General features: G+C 68.1%; 12 protein-coding genes. 5 read left to right on the top strand and 7 right to left on the bottom strand.

The window, feature by feature from the left end; translation table 11 throughout:
* On the top strand, positions 1-7,930 hold a 7,930-nt coding region (locus NA10_RS27275), incomplete at its 5' end, for a non-ribosomal peptide synthetase (protein ID WP_157556766.1).
* Between the two features lie 543 nt (positions 7,931-8,473).
* On the opposite strand, the gene NA10_RS27270 is transcribed toward NA10_RS27275, so the two are convergent.
* On the bottom strand, positions 8,474-9,601 hold the full coding sequence (locus NA10_RS27270) for a GDSL-type esterase/lipase family protein (protein WP_067572965.1): 1,128 nt from the start codon (positions 9,599-9,601) through the stop codon (positions 8,474-8,476).
* Positions 9,602-9,711: 110 nt separating this feature from the next.
* Between NA10_RS27270 and NA10_RS27265 the strand changes: the two genes are divergently transcribed.
* Both NA10_RS27265 and NA10_RS27260 read left to right on the top strand, forming a co-directional pair.
* Positions 9,712-10,185 (top strand): MarR family winged helix-turn-helix transcriptional regulator, encoded by a 474-nt coding sequence (locus NA10_RS27265; RefSeq protein ID WP_067572948.1) that lies wholly within the window; start codon positions 9,712-9,714, stop codon positions 10,183-10,185.
* Positions 10,186-10,212: 27 nt separating this feature from the next.
* Positions 10,213-10,809, top strand: coding sequence for a class I SAM-dependent methyltransferase (locus NA10_RS27260; protein ID WP_067572946.1), 597 nt, complete (start codon positions 10,213-10,215; stop codon positions 10,807-10,809).
* A gap of 6 nt (positions 10,810-10,815) precedes the next feature.
* Here the strand turns inward: NA10_RS27260 and NA10_RS27255 are convergent, their stop codons facing one another.
* The 4 genes from NA10_RS27255 to NA10_RS27240 all read right to left on the bottom strand — a co-directional run bounded on the left by NA10_RS27255 (position 10,816) and on the right by NA10_RS27240 (position 15,974).
* A complete protein-coding gene (locus NA10_RS27255; RefSeq protein WP_067572963.1) occupies positions 10,816-12,813 on the bottom strand; it encodes a 5-oxoprolinase/urea amidolyase family protein in 1,998 nt (665 codons plus the stop codon).
* Positions 12,814-12,989: 176 nt separating this feature from the next.
* Positions 12,990-13,607, bottom strand: coding sequence for an urea amidolyase associated protein UAAP2 (locus tag NA10_RS27250; RefSeq protein ID WP_067572944.1), 618 nt, complete (start codon positions 13,605-13,607; stop codon positions 12,990-12,992).
* On the bottom strand, positions 13,604-14,353 hold the full coding sequence (locus NA10_RS27245) for a DUF1989 domain-containing protein (protein WP_067572942.1): 750 nt from the start codon (positions 14,351-14,353) through the stop codon (positions 13,604-13,606). The genes NA10_RS27250 and NA10_RS27245 overlap by 4 nt, the downstream gene beginning before the upstream one ends.
* Positions 14,354-14,411: 58 nt before the next feature.
* Positions 14,412-15,974, bottom strand: a complete 1,563-nt coding sequence (locus tag NA10_RS27240; protein ID WP_067572939.1) for an amino acid permease — start codon at positions 15,972-15,974, stop codon at positions 14,412-14,414.
* Positions 15,975-16,138: 164 nt separating this feature from the next.
* Between NA10_RS27240 and NA10_RS27235 the strand changes: the two genes are divergently transcribed.
* The gene (locus NA10_RS27235) at positions 16,139-16,798 is read left to right on the top strand and encodes a TetR/AcrR family transcriptional regulator (RefSeq protein ID WP_067572937.1); all 660 of its coding nucleotides are present in this window, start codon (positions 16,139-16,141) and stop codon (positions 16,796-16,798) included.
* Here the strand turns inward: NA10_RS27235 and NA10_RS38925 are convergent.
* Positions 16,795-18,501: a TerD family protein gene (locus NA10_RS38925; protein WP_084515293.1), complete on the bottom strand. Its 1,707-nt coding sequence runs from the start codon at positions 18,499-18,501 to the stop codon at positions 16,795-16,797. The two genes, NA10_RS27235 and NA10_RS38925, sit on opposite strands and share 4 nt — an antisense overlap.
* A 350-nt stretch (positions 18,502-18,851) precedes the next feature.
* Here NA10_RS38925 and NA10_RS27225 point away from each other — a divergent pair, with 350 nt between their 5' ends.
* Positions 18,852-20,498 carry an MFS transporter gene (locus tag NA10_RS27225; RefSeq protein ID WP_067572935.1) on the top strand — a complete coding sequence of 549 codons (1,647 nt, stop codon included), beginning with the start codon at positions 18,852-18,854 and terminating at the stop codon, positions 20,496-20,498.
* Here NA10_RS27225 and NA10_RS27220 read toward each other — a convergent pair.
* Positions 20,478-20,876 carry an NUDIX hydrolase gene (locus NA10_RS27220; RefSeq protein ID WP_067572933.1) on the bottom strand — a complete coding sequence of 133 codons (399 nt, stop codon included), beginning with the start codon at positions 20,874-20,876 and terminating at the stop codon, positions 20,478-20,480. The two genes, NA10_RS27225 and NA10_RS27220, sit on opposite strands and share 21 nt — an antisense overlap.
* Positions 20,877-20,884: the final 8 nt, after the last annotated feature.

The raw sequence follows: 20,884 nt of genomic DNA, 5'->3' as shown, positions 1-20,884 counted from the left end.
TGTGCTGGCTATCGGTGAGGCGCTGCCCGCGTCCGTGGCGCAGCGCTTCCGTACGGCGAATCCTTCGGCGCAGCTGTTCAACCTGTACGGCCCGACCGAAGCGGCCGTCTCCATCACCAGCCACCTGGTCACCGACGCCGACAAGGGTTCGGTCTCCATCGGCCTGCCCGAATGGAACAGCCAGGTCTACGTCCTGGACTCCCGCCTGCACCCGGTCGCACCGGGCGTCTCTGGCGAGCTCTACCTCGCGGGTGCGCAGCTGGCGCGCGGCTACTTCGGTCGTAGCGACCTGACCGCGGATCGGTTCGTGGCCAATCCCTTCGCCGCCGGTGAGCGTATGTACCGCACCGGTGACCTGGTGGCCTGGAATGCGCATGGCGAGTTGGAGTATCGGGGTCGCACGGACTTCCAGGTGAAGATCCGCGGTTTCCGTATCGAGCTGGGGGAGATCGAGGCGGCGCTGCTGGCCATGGCGGAGATCGCGCAGGTCGCGGTACTGGCCAAGTCCGATCAGCGCACCGGCGATCGTCTGGTGGCCTACCTGGTGCCGTCCGATCTCGCCGCGGGTGTTGAGGTTTCGCATGTCCGGGCGGTGCTGTCGGCGGGTCTGCCGTCGTACATGGTGCCTTCGGCGTTCGTGGTCCTGGACGCGCTGCCGCTCAATGTGAATGGCAAGTTGGATCGAAAGGCGTTGCCCGAGCCGGAGTTCGAGACCACGGCGTTCCGTGCGCCGTCCACCCCGATCGAGGAGATCGTGGCGGGCGTGTTCACCGAGGTGCTGGGGACCGAGCGCGTGGGTGCGGACGACGACTTCTTCGCCCTGGGCGGTAATTCGCTGCTGGCCACGCAGGTCGCGGCGCGACTCGGTGCGGCTCTGGATGCTCGTGTCCCGGTTCGGACCCTGTTCGAGGCGTCCACCGTCGCCGGACTCGCCGCCAAGCTGGAGTCGCACGCGGGCAGCGGCGATCGGCAGCCGCTGGTCGCGCAGCAGCGTCCCGCCTCGGTGCCGCTGTCCCTCGCGCAGCAGCGCATGTGGTTCCTCAACCAGTTCGACACCACCTCGGCGGCCTACAACATCCCCGTCGCGGTCCGTCTCACCGGCGAACTGGATACCGAGGCCCTGCAACAGGCCGTCGCCGATGTGATCGCGCGCCACGAAACCCTGCGCACCGTCTACCCGCAGGTGGACGGTGCGGCCTCCCAGGTCATCGTGACCGCCGCACAGGCGACCCCGGACCTGACCCCGATCGAGGTCGGCGCCGAAGCGGTGCGCGATCGGATCGCGGAGCTCATCTCCACCGGCTTCGATGTGACCACCGAGGTCCCGTTGCGGGCCAAGCTGTTCCGCGTCGAGACCGCACCGGTCGCCGAGGAGCTCGGTGCGCACGAATCCGTGGTGCTGGATGTGGCCGATGCCTTCGAGGCCGCCACCCTGCGCGCGGTCGGTGCGCAGGCGGCCAGTGCCCTGGGCGCCGTCCGGGTGGAGCCGCCGCAGCCGGTCATCGAACATGTGCTGGTCTTCGTCGCGCACCACATCAGCGCGGACGGCTGGTCCATGGGCCCGCTCACCCGCGATGTGATGATCGCGTACGCCTCCCGGGCCGCCGGGGTGCAGCCGGGCTGGGCGCCCATGCCGGTGCAGTACGCCGACTACTCGATCTGGCAGCGTGCGGTGCTCGGCTCCGAACAGGATCCCGAGAGCCTCATCTCCGGCCAGGCCGAGTACTGGCGGACCACCCTCGCGGACCTGCCGGACGAGCTCAACCTGCCCTCGGATCGACCGCGCCCCAACGCGCAGTCCTTCCGCGGCGGCAAGGTGCACTTCCCGATCGGGGCCGGACTGCACCGTGGTCTCCAGGCCATCGCCCGCGAGCAGAACGCCACCATGTTCATGGTGGTGCACGCCGCGCTCGCGGTATTCCTCTCGCGCCTGTCCGGCACCGAGGACATCGCCATCGGTACGCCGATCGCGGGTCGCGGTGAGGCCGAGCTCGACAATGTGATCGGCATGTTCGTCAACACCCTGGTGCTGCGCACCGAGGTGGATCCGGAACTGACCTTCGCGCAACTGCTCTCGCGCGCCAGGGATGCCGATCTGGGCGCGTTCGCGCACGCCGACATCCCGTTCGAGCGGCTGGTGGAGCTGCTCAATCCGGAGCGCTCGACCGCGCGCCACCCGCTGTTCCAGGTGGTGCTGTCCTTCGAGAACCTGCCGGACAGCACCTTCGAGCTGCCCGGATTGCGGGTCGCCGCCGTCGATTTCGAGAACGACACCGCGAAATTCGATCTGTCGCTGACCATTACCGAGGCCGGAACCGCGGGCGAGGGCATGTACGCCGAATTCGCCTACGCCCGTGACCTGTTCGACGACGCCACGGTGCAGAAGTTCGCGCAGCGCTTCACCCGCCTGCTGGAGCAGATCACCGCGCGGCCGCAGCTGCCGGTCGGCGATCTGCAACTGCTGTCGGCCGCCGAACGCGCGGATCTGCTGTCCCGCAACGGCGCTCCGGCGGTCGAGCCCAAAACCCTGCCCGAGATCATGGCCGCCGCGGTGGCCGCGAACCCGGTCGGCGAGGCCGTGGTCTTCGACGGTCAGGTGCTCGGCTACGCGGAGCTGGACGCGGCCTCCTCGCGTCTGGCGCGCATGCTCATCGAGCGCGGCGCCGGACCGGATATGCGGGTGGCCGTGGCCATTCCGCGTTCGTTCGAATCCGTGCTCGCGGTGTGGGCGGTCGCCAAGTCCGGTGCGGCGTTCGTACCGGTCGATCCGGCCTACCCGGCCGATCGCATCGCGCATATGATCTCGGACTCCGGGGCCATGCTCGGTCTGACGACCAATGCCGAACTGGCGGCGCTGCCACCGGTGGCGAGCCTGGCCGGGTGGATCTCCCTGGATGATCCGCTGACCATCGCCGAGATCGAATCGCATTCGCCCGCCGCGGTATCCGATGCCGAGCGATGGGGGGTCATCCGGCCCGCCCACGCCGCCTACGTCATCTACACCTCGGGCTCGACGGGTCTGCCCAAGGGCGTCGTCGTCACGCACGCGGGTCTGGCGAACTTCGCGACCGAGCAGGTCGAGCGCTACCGCCTCGACTCCTCTTCGCGCGCCCTGCATTTCGCCTCGCCGTCGTTCGACGCCTCCATTCTGGAGCTGTTGCTGGCGCTGGGCGCGGGCGGCACGCTCGTGGTGGTGCCCCCGGGCACCTACGGCGGTGACGAAGTGGGTGAGCTGATCGCGCGCGAGCGGGTCACCGCCGGTCTGATCACACCGTCCGTCCTGGCCTCGCTGGAGCCGTCGCAGCTGGCCGGTATGGAGGTCATCATCGCCGGTGGTGAGGCGGTCTCGGCCGATCTCGTCGCCAAGTGGTCGGTGAACAGTGCCGGGCCGCGGCGTTTCCACAATGCCTACGGTCCGACCGAGGCCACCATCGCCACCAATATCTCCGATGCGCTGAACCCGGGTGACAAGGTCGTCATCGGTGGACCGGTGCGTGGTATGCGGGCGCTGGTGCTCGACCACCGGTTGCAGCCGGTCGCCGAGGGCGTCGCGGGCGAGCTGTACGTGGCCGGACCGCAATTGGCGCGCGGCTACCACGCGCGTCCGGGTCTGACGGCCGAGCGCTTCGTCGCCAACCCGTATGGCGAGCCGGGCACACGCCTGTACCGCACCGGCGACGTGGTGCGCTGGACGCGCGATGCCAAGGGCGCTCCCGCCGTGGAGTACGTGGGCCGCAATGACTTCCAGGTCAAGGTGCGCGGCTTCCGCATCGAACTCGGTGAGATCGACGCGGCGCTCACGGCACACGAATCCGTGGACTTCGCGGTCACCGTGGGTCACCGGACCGAAGTCGGCACCACCATGCTGGCGGCCTACGTGCTGCCGGTCGCCGGTGCCGCCATCGATATCGCCGCGCTCACCGAGCACGCCGCCGCGCGACTGCCGGAATACATGGTGCCCACCGCGATTACGGTGCTGGACCAGATTCCGCTCACCCCGGCGGGCAAGCTGGATCGTCGCGCGCTGCCCGCGCCGGTGCTCGCACCGCGCGAATTCCGGGCTCCGGTCAGTGATATCGAGGCCGTCATCGCCGAGGTCTTCGCCGAGGTGCTCGGCGTCGATCAGGTCGGCGCGGATGATTCGTTCTTCGCGCTCGGCGGTGACTCGATCCTGTCGATCCAGTTGGTGTCGCGGGCCAAGGCGCGCGGCATCCTGTTCAGCCCGCGCGAGGTCTTCGAGAAGCGCAGCGTGGCCGGACTGGCCGAAATCGCCGTGCTGGGCGGGGATGACGAGCAGCAGCGACTGCCCGAACTGCCCGGTGGGGGGGTCGGCGATATTCCGCTGACGCCGATCATGACGGCGATTCTGTCGAGTGGTTCGACGTACCAGCGGTTCTCGCAGTCCATGGCCCTGCGCCTGCCGGACAATATCGACCGTTCGATCCTGGTCGGCACGCTGGCCGCGGTCTTCGACCACCACGATGTGCTGCGCTCCCGACTGCGCGGCAGTGCAAGCGCCGGTTGGGAATTCGAAGCCCTGCCGCGCGGCGGCGTCGATGTCGATGCCCTCGTGCACCGCGTGGACGTGGCCGCGGACATCTCCGATGCCGAGCTGTCCCGGATCGCCAGTGCCGAACTCGATACCGCACTGGGCAAGCTGGATCCGGCCAATGCCGCCATGATGCGGTTCGTCTGGTTCGCCTTCGGCGAAGGCCGTCCGGATGTGCTGCTCGTCGCCGCGCACCACTTCGTGGTCGACGGCGTCTCCTGGCGCATTCTGATTCCGGACTTCGCGGTCGCGTGGTCGCAACTGGCCTTCGGTCAGCCGGTGGCGCTCCCGGCCAACGGCACCTCCATGCGGCGCTGGGCGCACGCCCTCGTCGATGCGGCGTCGGCGCCGGAACGCGTTGCGGAGCTGCCGTTCTGGCAGGGCGTGGTCGGCACCGCCGATCCGCTGCTGGGTGCGCGTGCCTTCGATCCGGCGGTGGACACCTTCGCCACGGTCGAGCGCGTGGAGGTCACGGTTCCGGCGGCGGTCACCGATGCGGTGCTCACCTCGATTCCGGGCCGGTACCGCGGCGGCGTGAACGACGGTCTGCTCTCGGCGCTGGCCATGGCGGTCGCGCGCTGGCGCGCCGACGGCAACGATGCCGCTCTGATCAAGCTCGAGGGTCACGGTCGTGAAGAGGAAGTCGTTCCGGGCGCGGATCTTTCGCGCACGGTCGGCTGGTTCACCAGCGCCTACCCGGTGCGGCTGGATCTGGCCGGAGCCGATCTCGACGATGCCTTCGCGGGTGGAAAAGCCCTGGGCGACATCGTCAAATCGGTGAAGGAGCAGTTGCTCTCGGTGCCCGACAAGGGACTGGGCTTCGGTCTGCTGCGCTACCTGAACGCCGAGACCGCGCCGCAATTGCGCAGTGTCGGGCAGATCAGCTTCAACTATCTGGGTCGCGTCTCCACCGGTGAAGTGCCGGAACAGCTTTCGGAGCTGGGCTGGGTGCCGGTCGCGGATCTGGGTCAGCTGGACGCGGACATGGATCTCGATATGCCCGCCAACGCGACCCTCGATATCAATGCCATCGTCACCGACGGTGAGGACGGCCCGCAGCTGGGCGCGGCCTTCGCCTTCCCGACCGGACTGCTCTCGCGCGAGCGGGTACAGGAGTTCGCCGATCTGTTCGTGGCGGCGCTGACCGCGCTGGCCGAACACGCCAAGCGGCCCGATGCCGGGGGCTATACGCCGTCGGATATGGCGCTGGTCAAGGTGACCCAGGGCGATATCGAGAACTGGGAGCGGGCCTACCCGGCGCTGACCGAGGTGTGGCCGCTGTCGCCGCTGCAGTCCGGTCTGCTGTTCCAGGCGCTGATGTCGCAGAGCCGTGAGGCCGTCGACGTCTACACCATGCAGGCCGTACTCGACCTGCACGGCACCGTGGACACCGATCGGCTGCACGGGGCCGCGCAGGCCATCGTCGACCGCTACCCGAGCCTGCGGACCGCCTTCGTCACCGATGCCGCGGGCCAGGCGCACCAGGTCGTGCTGGATCGCGTCGAAGCGCCGTGGAGCATTGTCGATCTCACCGATCTGCCCGAGGGCGAACGGGTTCCGCGCATGCGCGAACTCATCGACGCCGACCGGGCGCGGCATTTCGACATGGCCGCCGCACCGCTCATGCGGTTCACGCTGTTCCGCACCTCGGGCGAGCAGTGCAACCTGGTGATCACCACCCACCACATCCTGGTGGACGGCTGGTCCATGCCGTTGCTCATGCGCGATCTGCTGGTGCTGTACGCGGTGCGCGGTGATCTGTCCGCACTGCCGCGCGCGGTGTCCTATCGGAACTACCTGGCCTGGCTGGCCGGGCGGGACCGTCAGGAATCGTTGCGGGCGTGGGCGCGTGCGCTCACCGGCGTCTCCGAGCCGACCCAGCTCGCACCCGCCGGACGCGCGGACGAGCAGTACGAGGTCGGGCGGCATGTGCTCGAAATCGACGCCGAACGCACCCGTCAGCTCAGCAAGCGGGCCGCGGAACTCAGCGTCACCGTGAACACCCTGGTGCAGACCGCGTGGGCCATTCTGGTCGGAAGGCTCACCGGCCGTGGCGATGTCGTGTTCGGCGCGACCGTCTCCGGCCGCCCCGCCGATCTGGCGGGCGTGGAATCCATGGTGGGTCTGTTCATCAACACCGTGCCCGTGCGCATTCGCATCGACGACCGCCTCACCGTGGGCGGCATGCTCGAGCGGGTGCAGCACGAGCAGGCGGATCTGCTGGATCACCACTACATCGGCCTGGCCGAGATCCAGCAACTCGCCGGTGCCGCAGCGGAATTCGACACCCTGGTGGTGTTCGAGTCCTACCCGGTCGACAAGGACGCCATCGCCGCCGCCAGCTCCATCGACGGTATGTCGGTGAACGGCGTCGGCATCAACGACGACACCCACTACCCGATGACGCTGGTGGTCATGGCCAGCGAGACCATCGAGATCTCCATGCGCTACCTGGATACCCGCTTCACCGCCGACGAGGTCGAAACCCTCGCCGCGCGCCTGAGCCGGGTGCTGGACGCGCTGCTGGGTGAACCGTCCGCGCTGGTCGGCGACATCGATATCCTCGATGCCGGCGAACGCGCCCGCATCCTCGCCGAAAGCTCTGTGACCCAGGCTGATTCGGCGGCGGAACCGGCGCGCGTCGGCGCTCGCACCGTGGCCAATGTGCTCGCCGAGGTGGTGGAAGAGGATCCGCAGGCCCCGGCATTGCTCGACAAGGGTCAGGAGCTGGCGTACCACGTTCTGGACCGCCGCTCCTCCCAGCTCGCGCGCCTGCTCATCGATCGCGGTGCGGGCCCCGGTGACATCGTCGCCGTAGCCCTGCCGCGCTCGGTGGAGGCGGTCGTCGCGGTCTGGGCCATCCAGAAGGCCGGCGCCGCAGTGCTGTTCGCCGAGGGCCTGTCCTTCGGCGACATCCTCGCCGCCGGGGCCAACTTCGGCATCGCCGAGGAACCGGCGGCCAGCTCGGTCCGCTGGCTGGTCCCCGCCGACCCGAAGGTCCAGGCGGACCTGTCCGCCCGCCCCGCCCACCCGGTCACCTACACCGACCGGGTCCGCCCCCTCACCGAATCCGACCCGGCCTTCATCTACCGCGATGCCACCGGCGCCTGGGCCACCCTCACCCAGGCCGAAGCCCTGGACCGCGCGGCAACCCTGCGCACCGACAATGAGATCGACTACGAATCGACCACATTCACCACGGCCACCCTCGGCCTCCCCGCGGTAGACGAATTCCTCACCTCCTCCACCGCAGGCGCCCTGTCGGTCCTCCCCACCGAGGACCTGACCGCCGACCTCGAAGAAGGCGAGGTAACCCACTGGTTCACCACGGCTGGCGACCCCACCGACGAGGCCCCCCAAGAGGTCCGCATCATCGGCTGATCTCAACGTGCATGTAATGGCGCAGGTAAACGTCGAGTAGACCCCTGCGCCATTACATGCACATCACCCTCAGTCCAGACTGCCTCGGGGTACAACCCAGCGGTGGTTGAGATCTATTACGGAAGAGACGGTTTCGAAGTCTGCGTCGTAGTGGATCGGGACGAGGCGGTGTTCTGCGGCCAACACGGGCTACGGCCGTGTGACGCATGCGTGCCGCGGCGCTGGTGTCGATGAGGAATCGTGCGGTCAGCGCCACACCTGACCTCTCTGTTCGGGGTCGGCCATGGATTCCAGACCGCCATCGGTCAGCTACTCGATTTCGCGAGCACGCGCCCCAGCGGCGATCGCGGTGCGAAGTGCCGCCCGAACCGTGTCGGACACGCCTTTCGTGCCTAGCTCTCGTCGGCCCGAGGTAAAGCCCCGCTGAACAGCCACGTCCCTTGAACAGGACGGAGATTCACCGCTACTCACCCCGCATCGCCCGCCCCCATCCTGAAAACGGCCGGCCGGACCGGCGATATCGCCGCCGGATCAGCCCCGCGATCAGAGATGCGCGGTGAGGGCGTTGATATCCACCGCCCCCGCCATGGCGCGATGACCATCGTCATTGAGGTGCAGTCCGTCCCCGCTGTCGAATTCCGCGCGAATGAAATCACCGGTCTCCGAATCCTGTACGGCCGCGGCGATATCGAAGACGGCATCGAAGACATCGGTGGTGCGCAGCCACTCGTTCACCTCGCGGCGCACCCGAACCCCTTCCGCCACATTCAAACCCGGGTAGATGACCCCCGCGAACGGTCCGACGGTATTGGCGTAGATCGGCAGCCCCGCCGCATGCGCCAGGCGGGCGAGTTCGACGTACCCGGCAACGAGTTCGGCGGCCGGGGTCGTGCCGCCCACAATCAGATCATTGATGCCGAAATTGGCCCATACGCCCGCCACCCCGGGCACCGCGAGCACATCCCGCTCGAACCGGGCCAGGCCGTGCTCACCGACCACGTCGGTGACCAACCGGTTTCCGCCGATGCCCTGATTCACCGCCCAGCCTGTGGACAGCTGTGCGTTGAGCCAATCCACCGAACGCCGATTCGCGCCCGGCGTGGAGCCGACGCCCTCGAACCACGAATCTCCGAAGGCGACCAGCACCGGTGCCTCGGCCTCGGTCAGCACATCGATACCGGTGAGGAAGAAGCGCGAACCGGTCTCCTCGGCGTGCGACCAGGCGGCCTCGGCGGTTCGATCGCCCGTCGCGATCCAGCCGGGCTGCGCGGGCAGATGCGCGAACGCCGCGAACCCGGTCTGCTCCGGCAGATACAGGCTCAGCGTCAGCTCATCGCCCGCGGCGACCGGCAGTGCGATGGGATCGCTGATCAGGTCCGCCCCGGCGGGGACTCGGACCTGTTCCGCGCCCGCGAACCGCAGCACGGTATCGGTCTCGGCCACGATCTCCGACCCGCTCTCGGCCAGCGCGATTCGCGCGCCGCCGATGACCAGCTCCTGCGCGGAGTAGCGATTGGTCAGCCGCACCCGCAGCCGCGATCCGGCGCCGGCCACCCGCGCGATCTGTCGCAGCGTCTCCCCGGCGAAGGCGCGCGGCTCGGCCAGGCGGAAGTCCTCGGCCGGATTCACCAGCGGTGCACGGAAACCGGCCACCCAGCGCTGCGTGGTCATGATGCCCTCCATTTTGTTGCTGTGCGGACTATTGCGTCGTCAACAACATACCGGAGTTGTTCCGCGCGTCAACTATCCCCAATGCAGTCATCTGGTTTACGCTGCTCAGCGTGGATCCCAAGCATCTCTTCGACGACCCCCGTCTGACCGCGGTCGGCCTGCTCTACGAGGCGCACGACGGTCTGATCGCCCGGCTCGAATCGACCTGGAAGGGCAATGGGCTGTCCGGACTGGATCTGAATGCCCTTATGCGCCTGAGTCGTTCACCCGGCCGCAAACTGCGCATGACCGATCTCGCGGTGCAGACCAATCTTTCGACGAGCGGGGTCACCCGGCTGGTGGATCGACTCGAACGCAATGGGTTCGTCCGCCGCGAGGCCGATCCGACGGACCGCCGCAGCGCCTACACCGTCCTGACCGCCGCGGGCGCGACCCGGGTGGCCCGCGTACTGCCCGCGTACCTCGAGGGCGTGGAGCGCTGGTTCACCGGCCTGTTCGATCCCGAACAACTCGAAACCCTCACCGCGGCCCTGCGCGTCATCCGCGATACCACCAACCCCGAGGCTACGCACACCACCGGCTGAGCACCGCGCGCGGCTAGGCTCGGGAACATGACCGAAACCCCGGACGCCGACCGCTGGAATACCAATATCCAGTATCACGGCGTGCTGGCCGACGCGGTCGCCGCCGCCGACACGGTATTGGATGTCGGCTGCGGTGAAGGCATGCTCAGTCGCCGTCTGCGCCGGCGAAGCAACCACGTCACCGGCATAGACCTGCATGAACCGAGTATCGAGCTGGCCCGCGCGCAGGGTCCGGCGGACATCGCCTACGTGTGCGCGGACTTCCTGACCCACCCCTTCGCGCCGGAGTCCTTCGACGGCATCGTCTCGGTGGCGACGCTGCATCATATGGACCCGGCCGCCGCCCTGACCCGCATGGCCGAATTGCTCAGGCCCGGTGGGACTTTGGCCCTGACGGGCCTGGCGATGCCGAACTGGCCCGCGGATATCCCGCGCGAAATCGTCGCGGGCATCGGCTACAACTGGTTCCGGTTCACCCGCAAGCGCTGGGAGCATCCGTCGCCGATCGTGTGGCCGCCCCCGCACACCTACGCCGATATTCGCGAACTGTCCCGAATGCTCCCCGGCGCCACCTACCGCCGTCATCTCTACTGGCGGTACTCGATCGTGTGGACCAAGAACTGAGGCCGCTCAGGGTGTTTCGGTGAGTTCACCCGCCGCCCGCCAGGAATTGCGTTCCGCGTTGAAGGCTTCCGCCTGGGTGGCGCGGAACGATTCGATGGAATCGGCATTGTCGGTGAGGAAGCGGCGGTAGTCGGCGAGCCTGAACTCACCGTCCCGGGCGCGGAGTTCCCCGCGCCCGGCCGCCACATCGGCGCGCAGGTCCAGGAGTTCCTCCGCGCTCACCGGACACCAGCTGATGCGGTCGAAATAGCGCAGCAGCCAAGGATCTTCGCCGAGCCCGGTGGAGCGATGGTTCCAGACCTGGGTGGTGCGGCCGACGAACTGGTAGCCGCCGGGGCCCTCCATTCCGTAGATGCACAGGTACGCACCGCCGATGCCGACGGCATTCTCCGGGGTCCAGGTGCGGGCCGGATTGTATTTGGTGGTGACCAGGCGATGCCGCGGATCGGTGGGGGTGGCCACCGGCGCGCCCAGGTACACATCACCGAGGCCGAGGACCAGATAGTCGGCGGCGAACACGGTGTCGAAAACGTCGTCCACGGTGGCCAATCCGTTCATCCGGCGGATGAATTCGATATTCCACGGGCACCACGGGGCATCGGCGCGCACACCGTGCATATAGCGGGTGATGGCCTCGCGGGTGGAGGGATCGTCCCAGGACAGCGGGAGTGAGACCGTGCGACTGGGGACCACCAGTTCCTCCGCGGACGGGAGTTCGGCCTCCACCTCGCCGAGCAGGTCCAGCAGTTTGGCGGTGGGCAGGCGATCCGGATCGGTGCGGACCTGTAGCGAGCGCACGCCCGGGGTGAGCTCGGTGACGCCGGGTTCCTTACGCTCCAGCAACGCCTGGTGCAGGGCGTGCACCCGGGCGCGCAGCTCCAAATCCAGTGTCATATCACCGTATTCGATGAGCATGCCGTCATTGCCCGCGCGCCGGTAGGTCACCGCGGTCTCATTGCCCTCGCGCCGGGCCAGCACGCCGTCGTCGCCGTCACCGCCGCAGGAGAGCACCACCGGCCAGGCGGCCCGGCGCGCGGCGCCCAGTTCGCGCAGCGAGGCGGCGCGATCGGCGCGGACGGGGACGAACCGCACTTTGTCGCCCGGGGTGAGCTGACCCAGTTTCCAGCGATCGGCCGCCACCACGGTGACCGGGCAGACGAAACCGCCCAGACTCGGTCCGTCCGGTCCGAGCAGAATCGGGGTGTCGCCGGTGAAGTCCAGTGCGCCAACGGAATACGCGGTGTCGTGGATATTCGACGGATGCAGTCCGGCCTCGCCGCCGTCCTGACGCGCCCACTGCGGTTTCGGTCCGATGAGCCGCACACCGGTCCGATCGGAGTTGAAATGGACCTCGTAGTCGGTGCCGATAATGGTGTCGAAGTCATTGCGGGTGAAGAACTCCGGCGCCCCGTGCGGGCCTTCGGTGACCGCCAGCTCCCAGCGCCGCGCGAAGACCGGTTGGTCATCGCCCGGTACCCCGGCACTCACCTTGGCACCGGACATATCCCGCGCGGGCTCGCGGGACTCGGACCCGCCGTGGCCGCCGAGGGCGAGCCGATCGCCGATCGCCAGGGCGCGACCGGTGCCGCCGCCGAACTTGCCGAGCGTGAAAGTCGAACGGCTGCCGAGATATTCGGGCACGTCGATACCGCCCGCGACCAGGATGTAGCAGCGCATCCCGGGACCGCGCACCATGCCGACATCCAGCACGCCACCGGCGGGGACGAGCACACTGCGCCACTGCCGCACGGGCTCGCCGTTCACGGTGACCGGGACCGGCGCACCGGTCACGCAGACCCAGGTCGGCTCGTCGAACCGCAGCGCCGGTCCGCCCAGCGTGCATTCGAGCCCGGCCGCGCCCTCCGGATTCCCCAGCGCGCGATTGCCGAGCCGGAACGACAGATCATCCATCGGCCCGGACGGTGGCACGCCCACGTGCCAGTACCCGATCCGCGCGGGCCAATCCTGCACGGTCGTCTGCATGCCCGACCGCTCCACGCGCATGGAAGCCGCTGTGGCAAAACTGATTTCCTGCCGGGACGGTGCGTCCGTCGAGTCATGCGGTGCGTCCGCGCCGATGTCCGCCGTCCCGGTCGGCGCGGTGTCGCGGGTGGCCCCGGCGGGGGCGATCGCGGCGCTGGAATCCGTTGCCACCGAGACGACTTCGGGTAGGAGTGGGGTCATCGAGTCACCACCATTCGTACCGGCGTCGGGTTGAAGCCATTGCAGGGGTTGTTGATCTGCGGGCAGTTGGAGACCAGCACCAGGGTGTCGATCTCGGCGCGCAGGGTGATCTTCTTCCCGGGCGCGGACAGTCCGTCGACAATGCCCAGGGTGCCGTCCGCCTCGACCGGGACGTTCATGAACCAGTTGATATTCGAGACCAGATCCCGTTTACCCAGGCCCCATCTCATGCCCTCGGCGAGGAAGTTCTCGACGCAGGCGTGCTGGTGCCGGGTGTGATGGCCGTAGCGCAGCGTATTGGACTCCCGGGAGCAGGCCCCCGCGACGGTGTCGTGATTGCCGACTTCGTCCGCGATGACCGTCATGAGCGCGGTCCCGGCATCCGTGCGCAGGACGCTACCGGTGGTCAGGAAGATATTGCGCTGCGCGGCGACGGTGGCCTGCGCGCTGTAGCGGTCGGTGTGATCGTCGGCGGCGTAGAGCAGACAGTCCACCGCCTGATTGCCGTGCAGGTCGATGATCTCCAGGCGGTCACCGGCCCGCACCACGGTGGACCAGGGCGCGCGGGCGGGAACGGTTTCGTCGAGCACCAGGGTGCCGGATGCGGTGATCATGCGATTGCCTCCAGAGTGCGTGCCTGCCAATCCGCTTCGGTGTTCTCCACCGCGCGCAGGTATTCCGGGTCGGTATTGAACCGCTGACCGAGGTCCCGCGGAGCCGCCCAGGCCACCAGATCCAGGTCCGTGGTGGGCGTGGCATCGAGGGGATGCTCGGCATTGGCGATGAGCAGCGTGACCGGCAGGTGAATGAGCAGTTCGACGACCGTCCCCGGTCCGGCACTGCCGGTGGGCGTGAGCCCGCCGTCCGACTCCACCCGCACCCCGCGGAAGAATGAGAGGGTCTGCGCGATATCGCGCGGCTCCAGCCCCTGTTTGACCCCCGCCATGCACAGCCGATCCCGGGCGGAAGCCGAAGTGCCACACAGGGTGTCGTGCCTGCCGGAGGAATCGGCGACCACGGTGGCCAGCACCCGGCCCTGATCCGAGAGCAGCGGATGCCCCGCCGCCGGATACGCCTGCCACGGCACCTTCACGGTATCGGCGACATTGAGCCGCTCCCACGGTGATTCGGCGCGGAACAGCAGCAGATGCGCACAGGCCGCCCCCAGGGGATCGGAGATCCGCATCCGAGTGCCCCGAGCGAGCACCGCATTGGCATACCCACCGGATGGAATCCGCTGTGCGAACGTGATTTTCGCCGGATCGATACCTTCGGGCAACTCAGGTCCGCTGATGGTCGCGGCGGCCGCCTGCGATCGGGCGTGCGCCCGCGCGCTCGAGGTGTCTGCGGTATTGGTCATCGATACTCCTTCCATACGCCGCCGCTCGACTCTGTGCGGCGGCGGATGGTGTTGTCGTTCAGGCGGGTTGGATGATCGCTTCGGTGCTCGGCGCCGCGCGGGACGGGGTGATGAGCCGGTACACCAGTGCCCCCGCCGCGAGGGTCGCCAGCACGAAAAGCGGTGCTGCCCACTGCATCCACCAGCCGCCACCGGTCGGGATGTAGACCTCGGCGCGCGGCCAGGCCAGGTTCACCGCCATGGCGATACCCCACACCACCGCGAGGGCGTTGATCGGAATTCCCCAGCGGCGCAGGCCGAACAGCAGCTTGCCGTTCTCGGTGGTGGCGTCGTCGCCGGGCCAGCCCTTGATTCGGCGGATCAGCAGCGGCACCGTCACCAGCAGGTACGCCAGGTAGAGCGTCACGATGCAGACGCCGGCCAGGGTGGCGAAGATGGCGGCATTGCCGAGGTTGAGCAGCAGCAGCCCGATACCGAGTGCGCCGATCACCACCGCGGGTAGTACCGGGGTGCCGAAACGCGGATGCACGGTGGCCAGGCGCTCGGCGAACGGCAGGCGGCCGTCGCGCGCCATGGAGAACATGAGCCGCGAACCGGCGGTCTGAATCGCCAAGGTGCACACCGTGATAGCGCAGGCCACGCAGGCCAGGACGACCTTGCCCGCCGGGCTGTCCAGCTTGGTCTCGATCACGTAGGCGAGTCCGCCACTGCTCAGCGAGCCGTCCGACAGGCTCGGCGCGGCCATCAGCGCGCCCAGCAGAATCAGGCCGCCGCCGATGCCCGAGACGGCAAGCGCGGTCAGAATCGTGCGCGGGGCGACCTGGCGCGGATTCTTGGTCTCCTCGGAAAGCTCACCGGCGGAGTCGAATCCGACCATGACGTAGGCGGCCATCAGTCCGGAGACCAGGAAGGCGGCCCAGTACGAACCCGGTGCGGCCTGATCGGTCTGGGTGACCACGCTGGGACCGCGATCGGCATGGGTGAAGAAGACCGCGATGACCGCGAGCACGCCGACGATCTCGATGGTCACGCCGAGGGAATTGATCCGCGCCATCCAGTCGATGCCGACCACATTGATCGCCGTGGTCACCACCAGCAGAATGCTGCCCAGCACAACGGCATTCACCGCACCGTCATGCGAGGTGAGCGCGCTGTCGGTGCCGATGAGCTGGAAGCCGCTCCAGATCGAGGGCAGCACCACCTGCAGGGCGATGGCCGCCGCGGCGGCGGTGACGATCTGCGCGATGATCATCATCCAGCCCGCGAACCAGCCCACCACGGCGCCGGCCAGCTGCCGGGACCACTGGTAGATGCAGCCCGAGAGCGGGTAGCGCGCGGCCAGTTCGGCGAAGTTCAACGCCACCAGGAACTGACCCGCGAACACGATAGGCCAGGTCCAGAAGAAGGCCGCGCCACCGAAGGAGTAACCGAGGCCGAAGAACTGGAAGATGGTGGTCAGGATGGAGACGAAGGAGAAGCCCGCCGCGAACGAGGCGTAGCGGCCGAGCTTGCGGTGCAGGACGGGCTGATAGCCGAAGCGCGCCAGATCGGCGCTGTCGGCGGCGGGATCGATGCTGTTCGTCGGGTCTTTTTGGACGATGGAATCGGCGGAGGCGACCATGGCGAATCCTTCGCGAGCGGTGAATATCTATCGAGTGAAAGTTTTTCAATCGCGATCGCTCGCCCGGTGACGCCGATGTATCCGAATCATGGCCCGCCGTAACTTCTGCATTGCCCGGATTTCTATCGAGTGACAGAAACATCACCGCGGTCCGGTAGGACAGAATGAAGCGTGTGACCCAACTCGGACCTGGACGTCCCCGCCTGGAACCCCGCCGCAGGGCAGGGCAGACGCCGCGCGCCGAGATCCTCGACGCCGCCGCCGAACTGTTCACCGGCAATGGTTACGGCAGCACCTCCACCCGGGCCATCGCCGATGCCGTCGGCATTCGGCAGGCCTCGCTGTACCACCACTTCGCATCCAAGGACGACATCCTCGACGCCCTGCTCGGCGAAACCATCACCGCGCCATTGAAACTCGCCGAACGGCTGGCGGAGTCCGACGCACCGGCCGCCGTGCGCCTCTATGCCCTGGCGCGATTCGATGTGAGCCAGCTCTGCGCCGCGCGCTGGAATCTGGGCGCGCTCTACCTGCTACCCGAGCTGCGCGGTGAACGGTTCGCGGCGTTCCGCGCACGCCGTGATGATCTGCGGCGACATTACGAAATCCTTGCCGCCGCCGTCATTTCCGAGGCCGGGAACCCCACTGTGCCCGGCGCGGACCTGCTGCCGTTCCGCCTCGTCGAATCGGTCATCAATATCCGCTCCGACGAGGGCGCGCCGCCGCGGTACGCCGACCAGCTCATCCCCGACGCCATGCTGCGGCTGCTCGGGTATCAGGAAGATCTGGCGCGAACCCGAGCTGCCGCACTGAAACTCGGCTAGGACTTGCCCTTGGAGGTGCCCCACTTCAGGTCCCAGCGGTAGGCCTGGTCCACGGCCATCTTGCCCCAGAAGCGGTGGCCGTCCGGCGGGCGCACGAAGATACCCTCGCGGCGAACCACCAACTCGCCGTTCACATTCTCGATGAGGGCCAGCACCATTTCGCGGGAGTCGTCGACACAGCCGCTGACCTCCATCTCGATGGGCGGGGAGCTGTGCGGGTACAGCGTGGCGGTGGCGTGCACGCCGCGGAAATCCTGCGCGCCCTCGTACAGCGAGGCGAAAACCAGAATGCGGCGGAACCGCGCGGTGTGATCGAGATTGATGGACAGGTTCTCACCGCCCTGGCTCGCGCCGGTGCGATCGTCCTGATCCAGCTCGATGAAGGGGGCCTTGTGCAGACTGCCCATGGTGTCCAGCGGGCTGATGCACCCCTTGGAACCGTCGGTCAGCTCCCAGAAACAGCACAGATCCAGGTCCAGCCCACCATTGCCGCCACGCTTGCGCCCGAACAGCCCGCTCGACGCGCCCGGCACCGACCAGTTCAGGTTGACCCGCATAATGCCGCCGGTCGCACCCTGCTTGGTCAGCGAGACCGCCGGGGTCTCCTTGGTCAGTGAGATCTTGCCCAGATTCACCTTGGGCTCGGCCGCACCGGGCGGCGGGGTCTGCCCGAACGGCTGCGGCGGAACAGGATTCGCGCCCTGCTGATACGGCGGCGGCTGATTCGCGCCCGGTGAATACGGCGGAATTTGATTCCCGCCGGACTGATACGGATTCGGCGGCGCGGGATACGGCTGCTGCGGCGGCGAATACCCGTCGGGCGCGGGCGAATACGCCGGATCCTGATACTGCGCGGGCGGCGGATACTGCCCACCCGGCGGGTACTGCCCCGCGGGCGGCGGGTACTGACCCTGCGGTTGTCCGCCGGGCGGGTACTGGCCGACCGGATCCGGGTATTGCCCCTGCTGTGGGTTGTAGCCACCCGGCGGCGGGTACTGCCCCGGCGTGCCGAACTGCGGTGGATTCTGGCCCGGCACGGCGTAATTCGGCTGCGGGACCTGCGGCGGCGCGCCATACGGCGGCGGCGCGGCGGGCGGCGGGGTGAAGGATTGCGCCGGTGGGGGAGTGGGTTGCGCGGGCGGAGCGGCGGGCGCGCCCTGCGGCGGCCGGGCCGTCTGCGTGGCCGGGGCGTCGTCGACGGTGATGCCGAAATCGCTTGCGAGCCCGGCGAGTCCGGTCGCGTAGCCCTGGCCGACGGCGCGGAACTTCCACGCGCCCTGGCGGCGGTACAGCTCGCCCAGTACGAAGGCGGTCTCGGAGGAGGCGTCGGTGCTGTCGAAGCGCGCCACCTCCGCGCCGCTTCCGGCATCGACCAAACGCACGTGCAGGCCGGGCAATTGGGCGAAGGTGCCGCCGTCGGCGGAGGCCGCGATGACAATGGTCTCGATCTGTGGTTCCACCTGCGCGAGATTCACCGCGAGCACATCGGTGACCTGTGGCCCCTGCCGCTTGCCCTCATGCCGCACCGCGCCCGAGGCGTGCGCCGGCTGGTTGTAGAAGACGAAATCGCTGTCCGAGCGCACCCGCCCCCCGGACAGCAGCAGTGCCGAAGCATCGGCATCCGGAACGCCTGGACCCGATTGCCACCCCAGCTCGACCCGTACCGCGGATGCCGCCACCGGAACGTTGGAACCCTTCATCATCGACACGCCCTCAAACGTATCCGATTCGGACATCGGCTGTCCCGGTTCGGTCCGGGCGATCCGGCCGGGATCGACCGCGCCGCTCGGAGGTGCTGTCGGCCCCTTAACATGAGGGCAAACAATCAGCACTGAATGACAGGTCGCGCGCCGCGCCTTACGGCCGAGAGGTCAACCGAGTGGAAATATGGCCAAGAGCTGGATGTTCTCTCCATTCAGGTAACCGTCTCGTCACCTTGGGCTGATGTCCAAGGGGTTGCACATACACTTGTGTGCGGCCAACCGCACCTGTGTGGCTACTGCGAGTAACCGATTATTTCGGACGGCTGTCCCATGCGCGGCAGGAGCGACGGATGACAGAAGAGCAGCTGGATCTGGGTCGCAAGAAATGGCTCACGCTCGGAGTGCTGGCGCTCGGGCTCTCCATGGTGGTGCTGGACGGCACCATCGTCTCGGTCTCGCTACCGGTCATCATCGACCAGTTGAGCCTGAATTTCACTCAGGCGCAATGGGTTACCAGTATCTACGCGGTGGTGCTGGCCGCGCTGCTGATCACCAGCGGACGCCTCGGCGACCGATTCGGGCGGCGCAATCTGTTCGCCCTGGGCGTGCTGGTCTTCCTGGCGGGCAGTGTGCTCGCCGCCTCCGCGACCGGCGCGTGGCCGCTGCTGTGGGGGCGGATCGTGCAGGGCATCGGCGCTGCCGGGGTGATGCCGGGCACGCTGGCCACCATGAACGCCCTGTTCCGGGGCCGGGACCGGGTCATCGCCTTCGCGGTATGGGGGTCGGTCATCTCCGGCGTGGCGGCCATCGGACCGCTGCTCGGCGGTTGGCTCACCACCAGCTACACCTGGCCGTGGATCTTCCTGGTCAATATCCCGCTCGGGGTGCTCGTGCTGATCGGACTGTTCCTGTTCGTGCCCGAGACGCGGATGGGAAAGGCCGCGCCCGGACTCGATGTGGACGGATTCCTGCTCAGCGCGGCCGGTTTCGCGCTCCTGGTATTCGCGCTCATCGAAGGACAGACCTACGGCTGGTGGAAACCGCTGCGGGAGTTCCCGATCGCGGGCTTGCGCTGGTCCGAGAACGCCTGGGTCTCACCCATTCCGGTATTCCTCGCACTGGGTGTGGTGGCGCTGGTGCTGTTCATTCGCTGGGAGACGCATCGAAATCTGATCGGGCGCTCGGCGCTGCTGGATCCGAAACTGTTCCGCATACCGAGTTTCCGCTGGGGCAATATCACCGCGTTCGCGGTGGCGCTCGGTGAATTCGGGCTGTTGTTCGTGCTGCCGCTGTTCATGGTGAATGTGCTCGGATTGTCCACGCTCGGTGCGGGTTACGTGCTCGCGGCAATGGCGCTGGGCGCTTTCTGCGCCGCCGGAATCGCCGAGGGCATCGTGCGCGGGATCGGACCGGTGCGGGTGGTGCAGATCGGCCTGGCCCTGGAGGCCATCGCCATCGCGCTGGTGGCGCTGTTCGTCACCCCGCACATCTCCGGCTGGTGGCTGGCGGTGCTGCTCATCGTCTATGGCATCGGCCTGGGCTTGGCCTCGGCGCAATTGACCGGAACGGTGCTCGCCGATGTGCCACCGGCGAATTCGGGCCAGGGCTCGGCCATTCAGAGCACGGTGCGGCAGGTCGGTTCGGCCTTCGGCATCGCACTGGTCGGCGCCCTGCTCTCGGTGGCGCTCGGACATGATCTGCCGCGCCGCCTGGACGAGGTGAAGGATCTGCCCGCGGGCGCGGCCGACACCCTCGCCACCGCCACCCGGGAATCCGCGGGAGGGGCCATCTCCGGCGTTCGCGATCACGAGGGGGCGGCGGCGGTGCTGGACGCGCTCTGCCGCGCTTTCACCGATGCCACCCGCACCACACTGCTCGCGGCCGCCCTCTTCCTGTTGGCCGGTCTGGCCGCGGCCACCCGGATTCCCTCCCGCGCGGCGGACGCGCCGACCGCCGTCGATGCCGCGGACGGCGGGTCAGGCGTCGATCAGGCCTAGGGCGTGCAGCCGCTGAAAGACCAGGAGTGAGCCCGGGGCCACATGCTCCATGGCCTGATATTCGGCGAGGGTGAACCAGCGCAGTTCGGCGATCTCACCGCTGGCGCGCGGCTCGTCGGCGAGCTCACCGAGGAAACAGGTCATATGCAGCCGGGTGCCGGGCGTGTGCCCGTACGCCTGCGCCTCGAAGACGCCGAGTTCGGCCACGTCGACGGTGGCGACGCCCAGCTCTTCGTGAATCTCGCGGTGCAGCGCCGACACCGGGGTCTCGCCCGGATCGATTTTGCCACCCGCCATATAGAAGACATCCTTGCCGGTGGACCTGGTCTGCAACAGGCGACGATCCCGGATATGTGCCAGAGCCGCGGTGCGAATCACGGCCTCGA

This window comes from Nocardia acidivorans NBRC 108247 (assembly GCF_001625085.1).
Classification (GTDB): domain Bacteria; phylum Actinomycetota; class Actinomycetes; order Mycobacteriales; family Mycobacteriaceae; genus Nocardia; species Nocardia acidivorans.
Note: the sequence above shows the minus strand (reverse complement) of the source record. Positions and strands in the feature narration are given on the sequence as shown.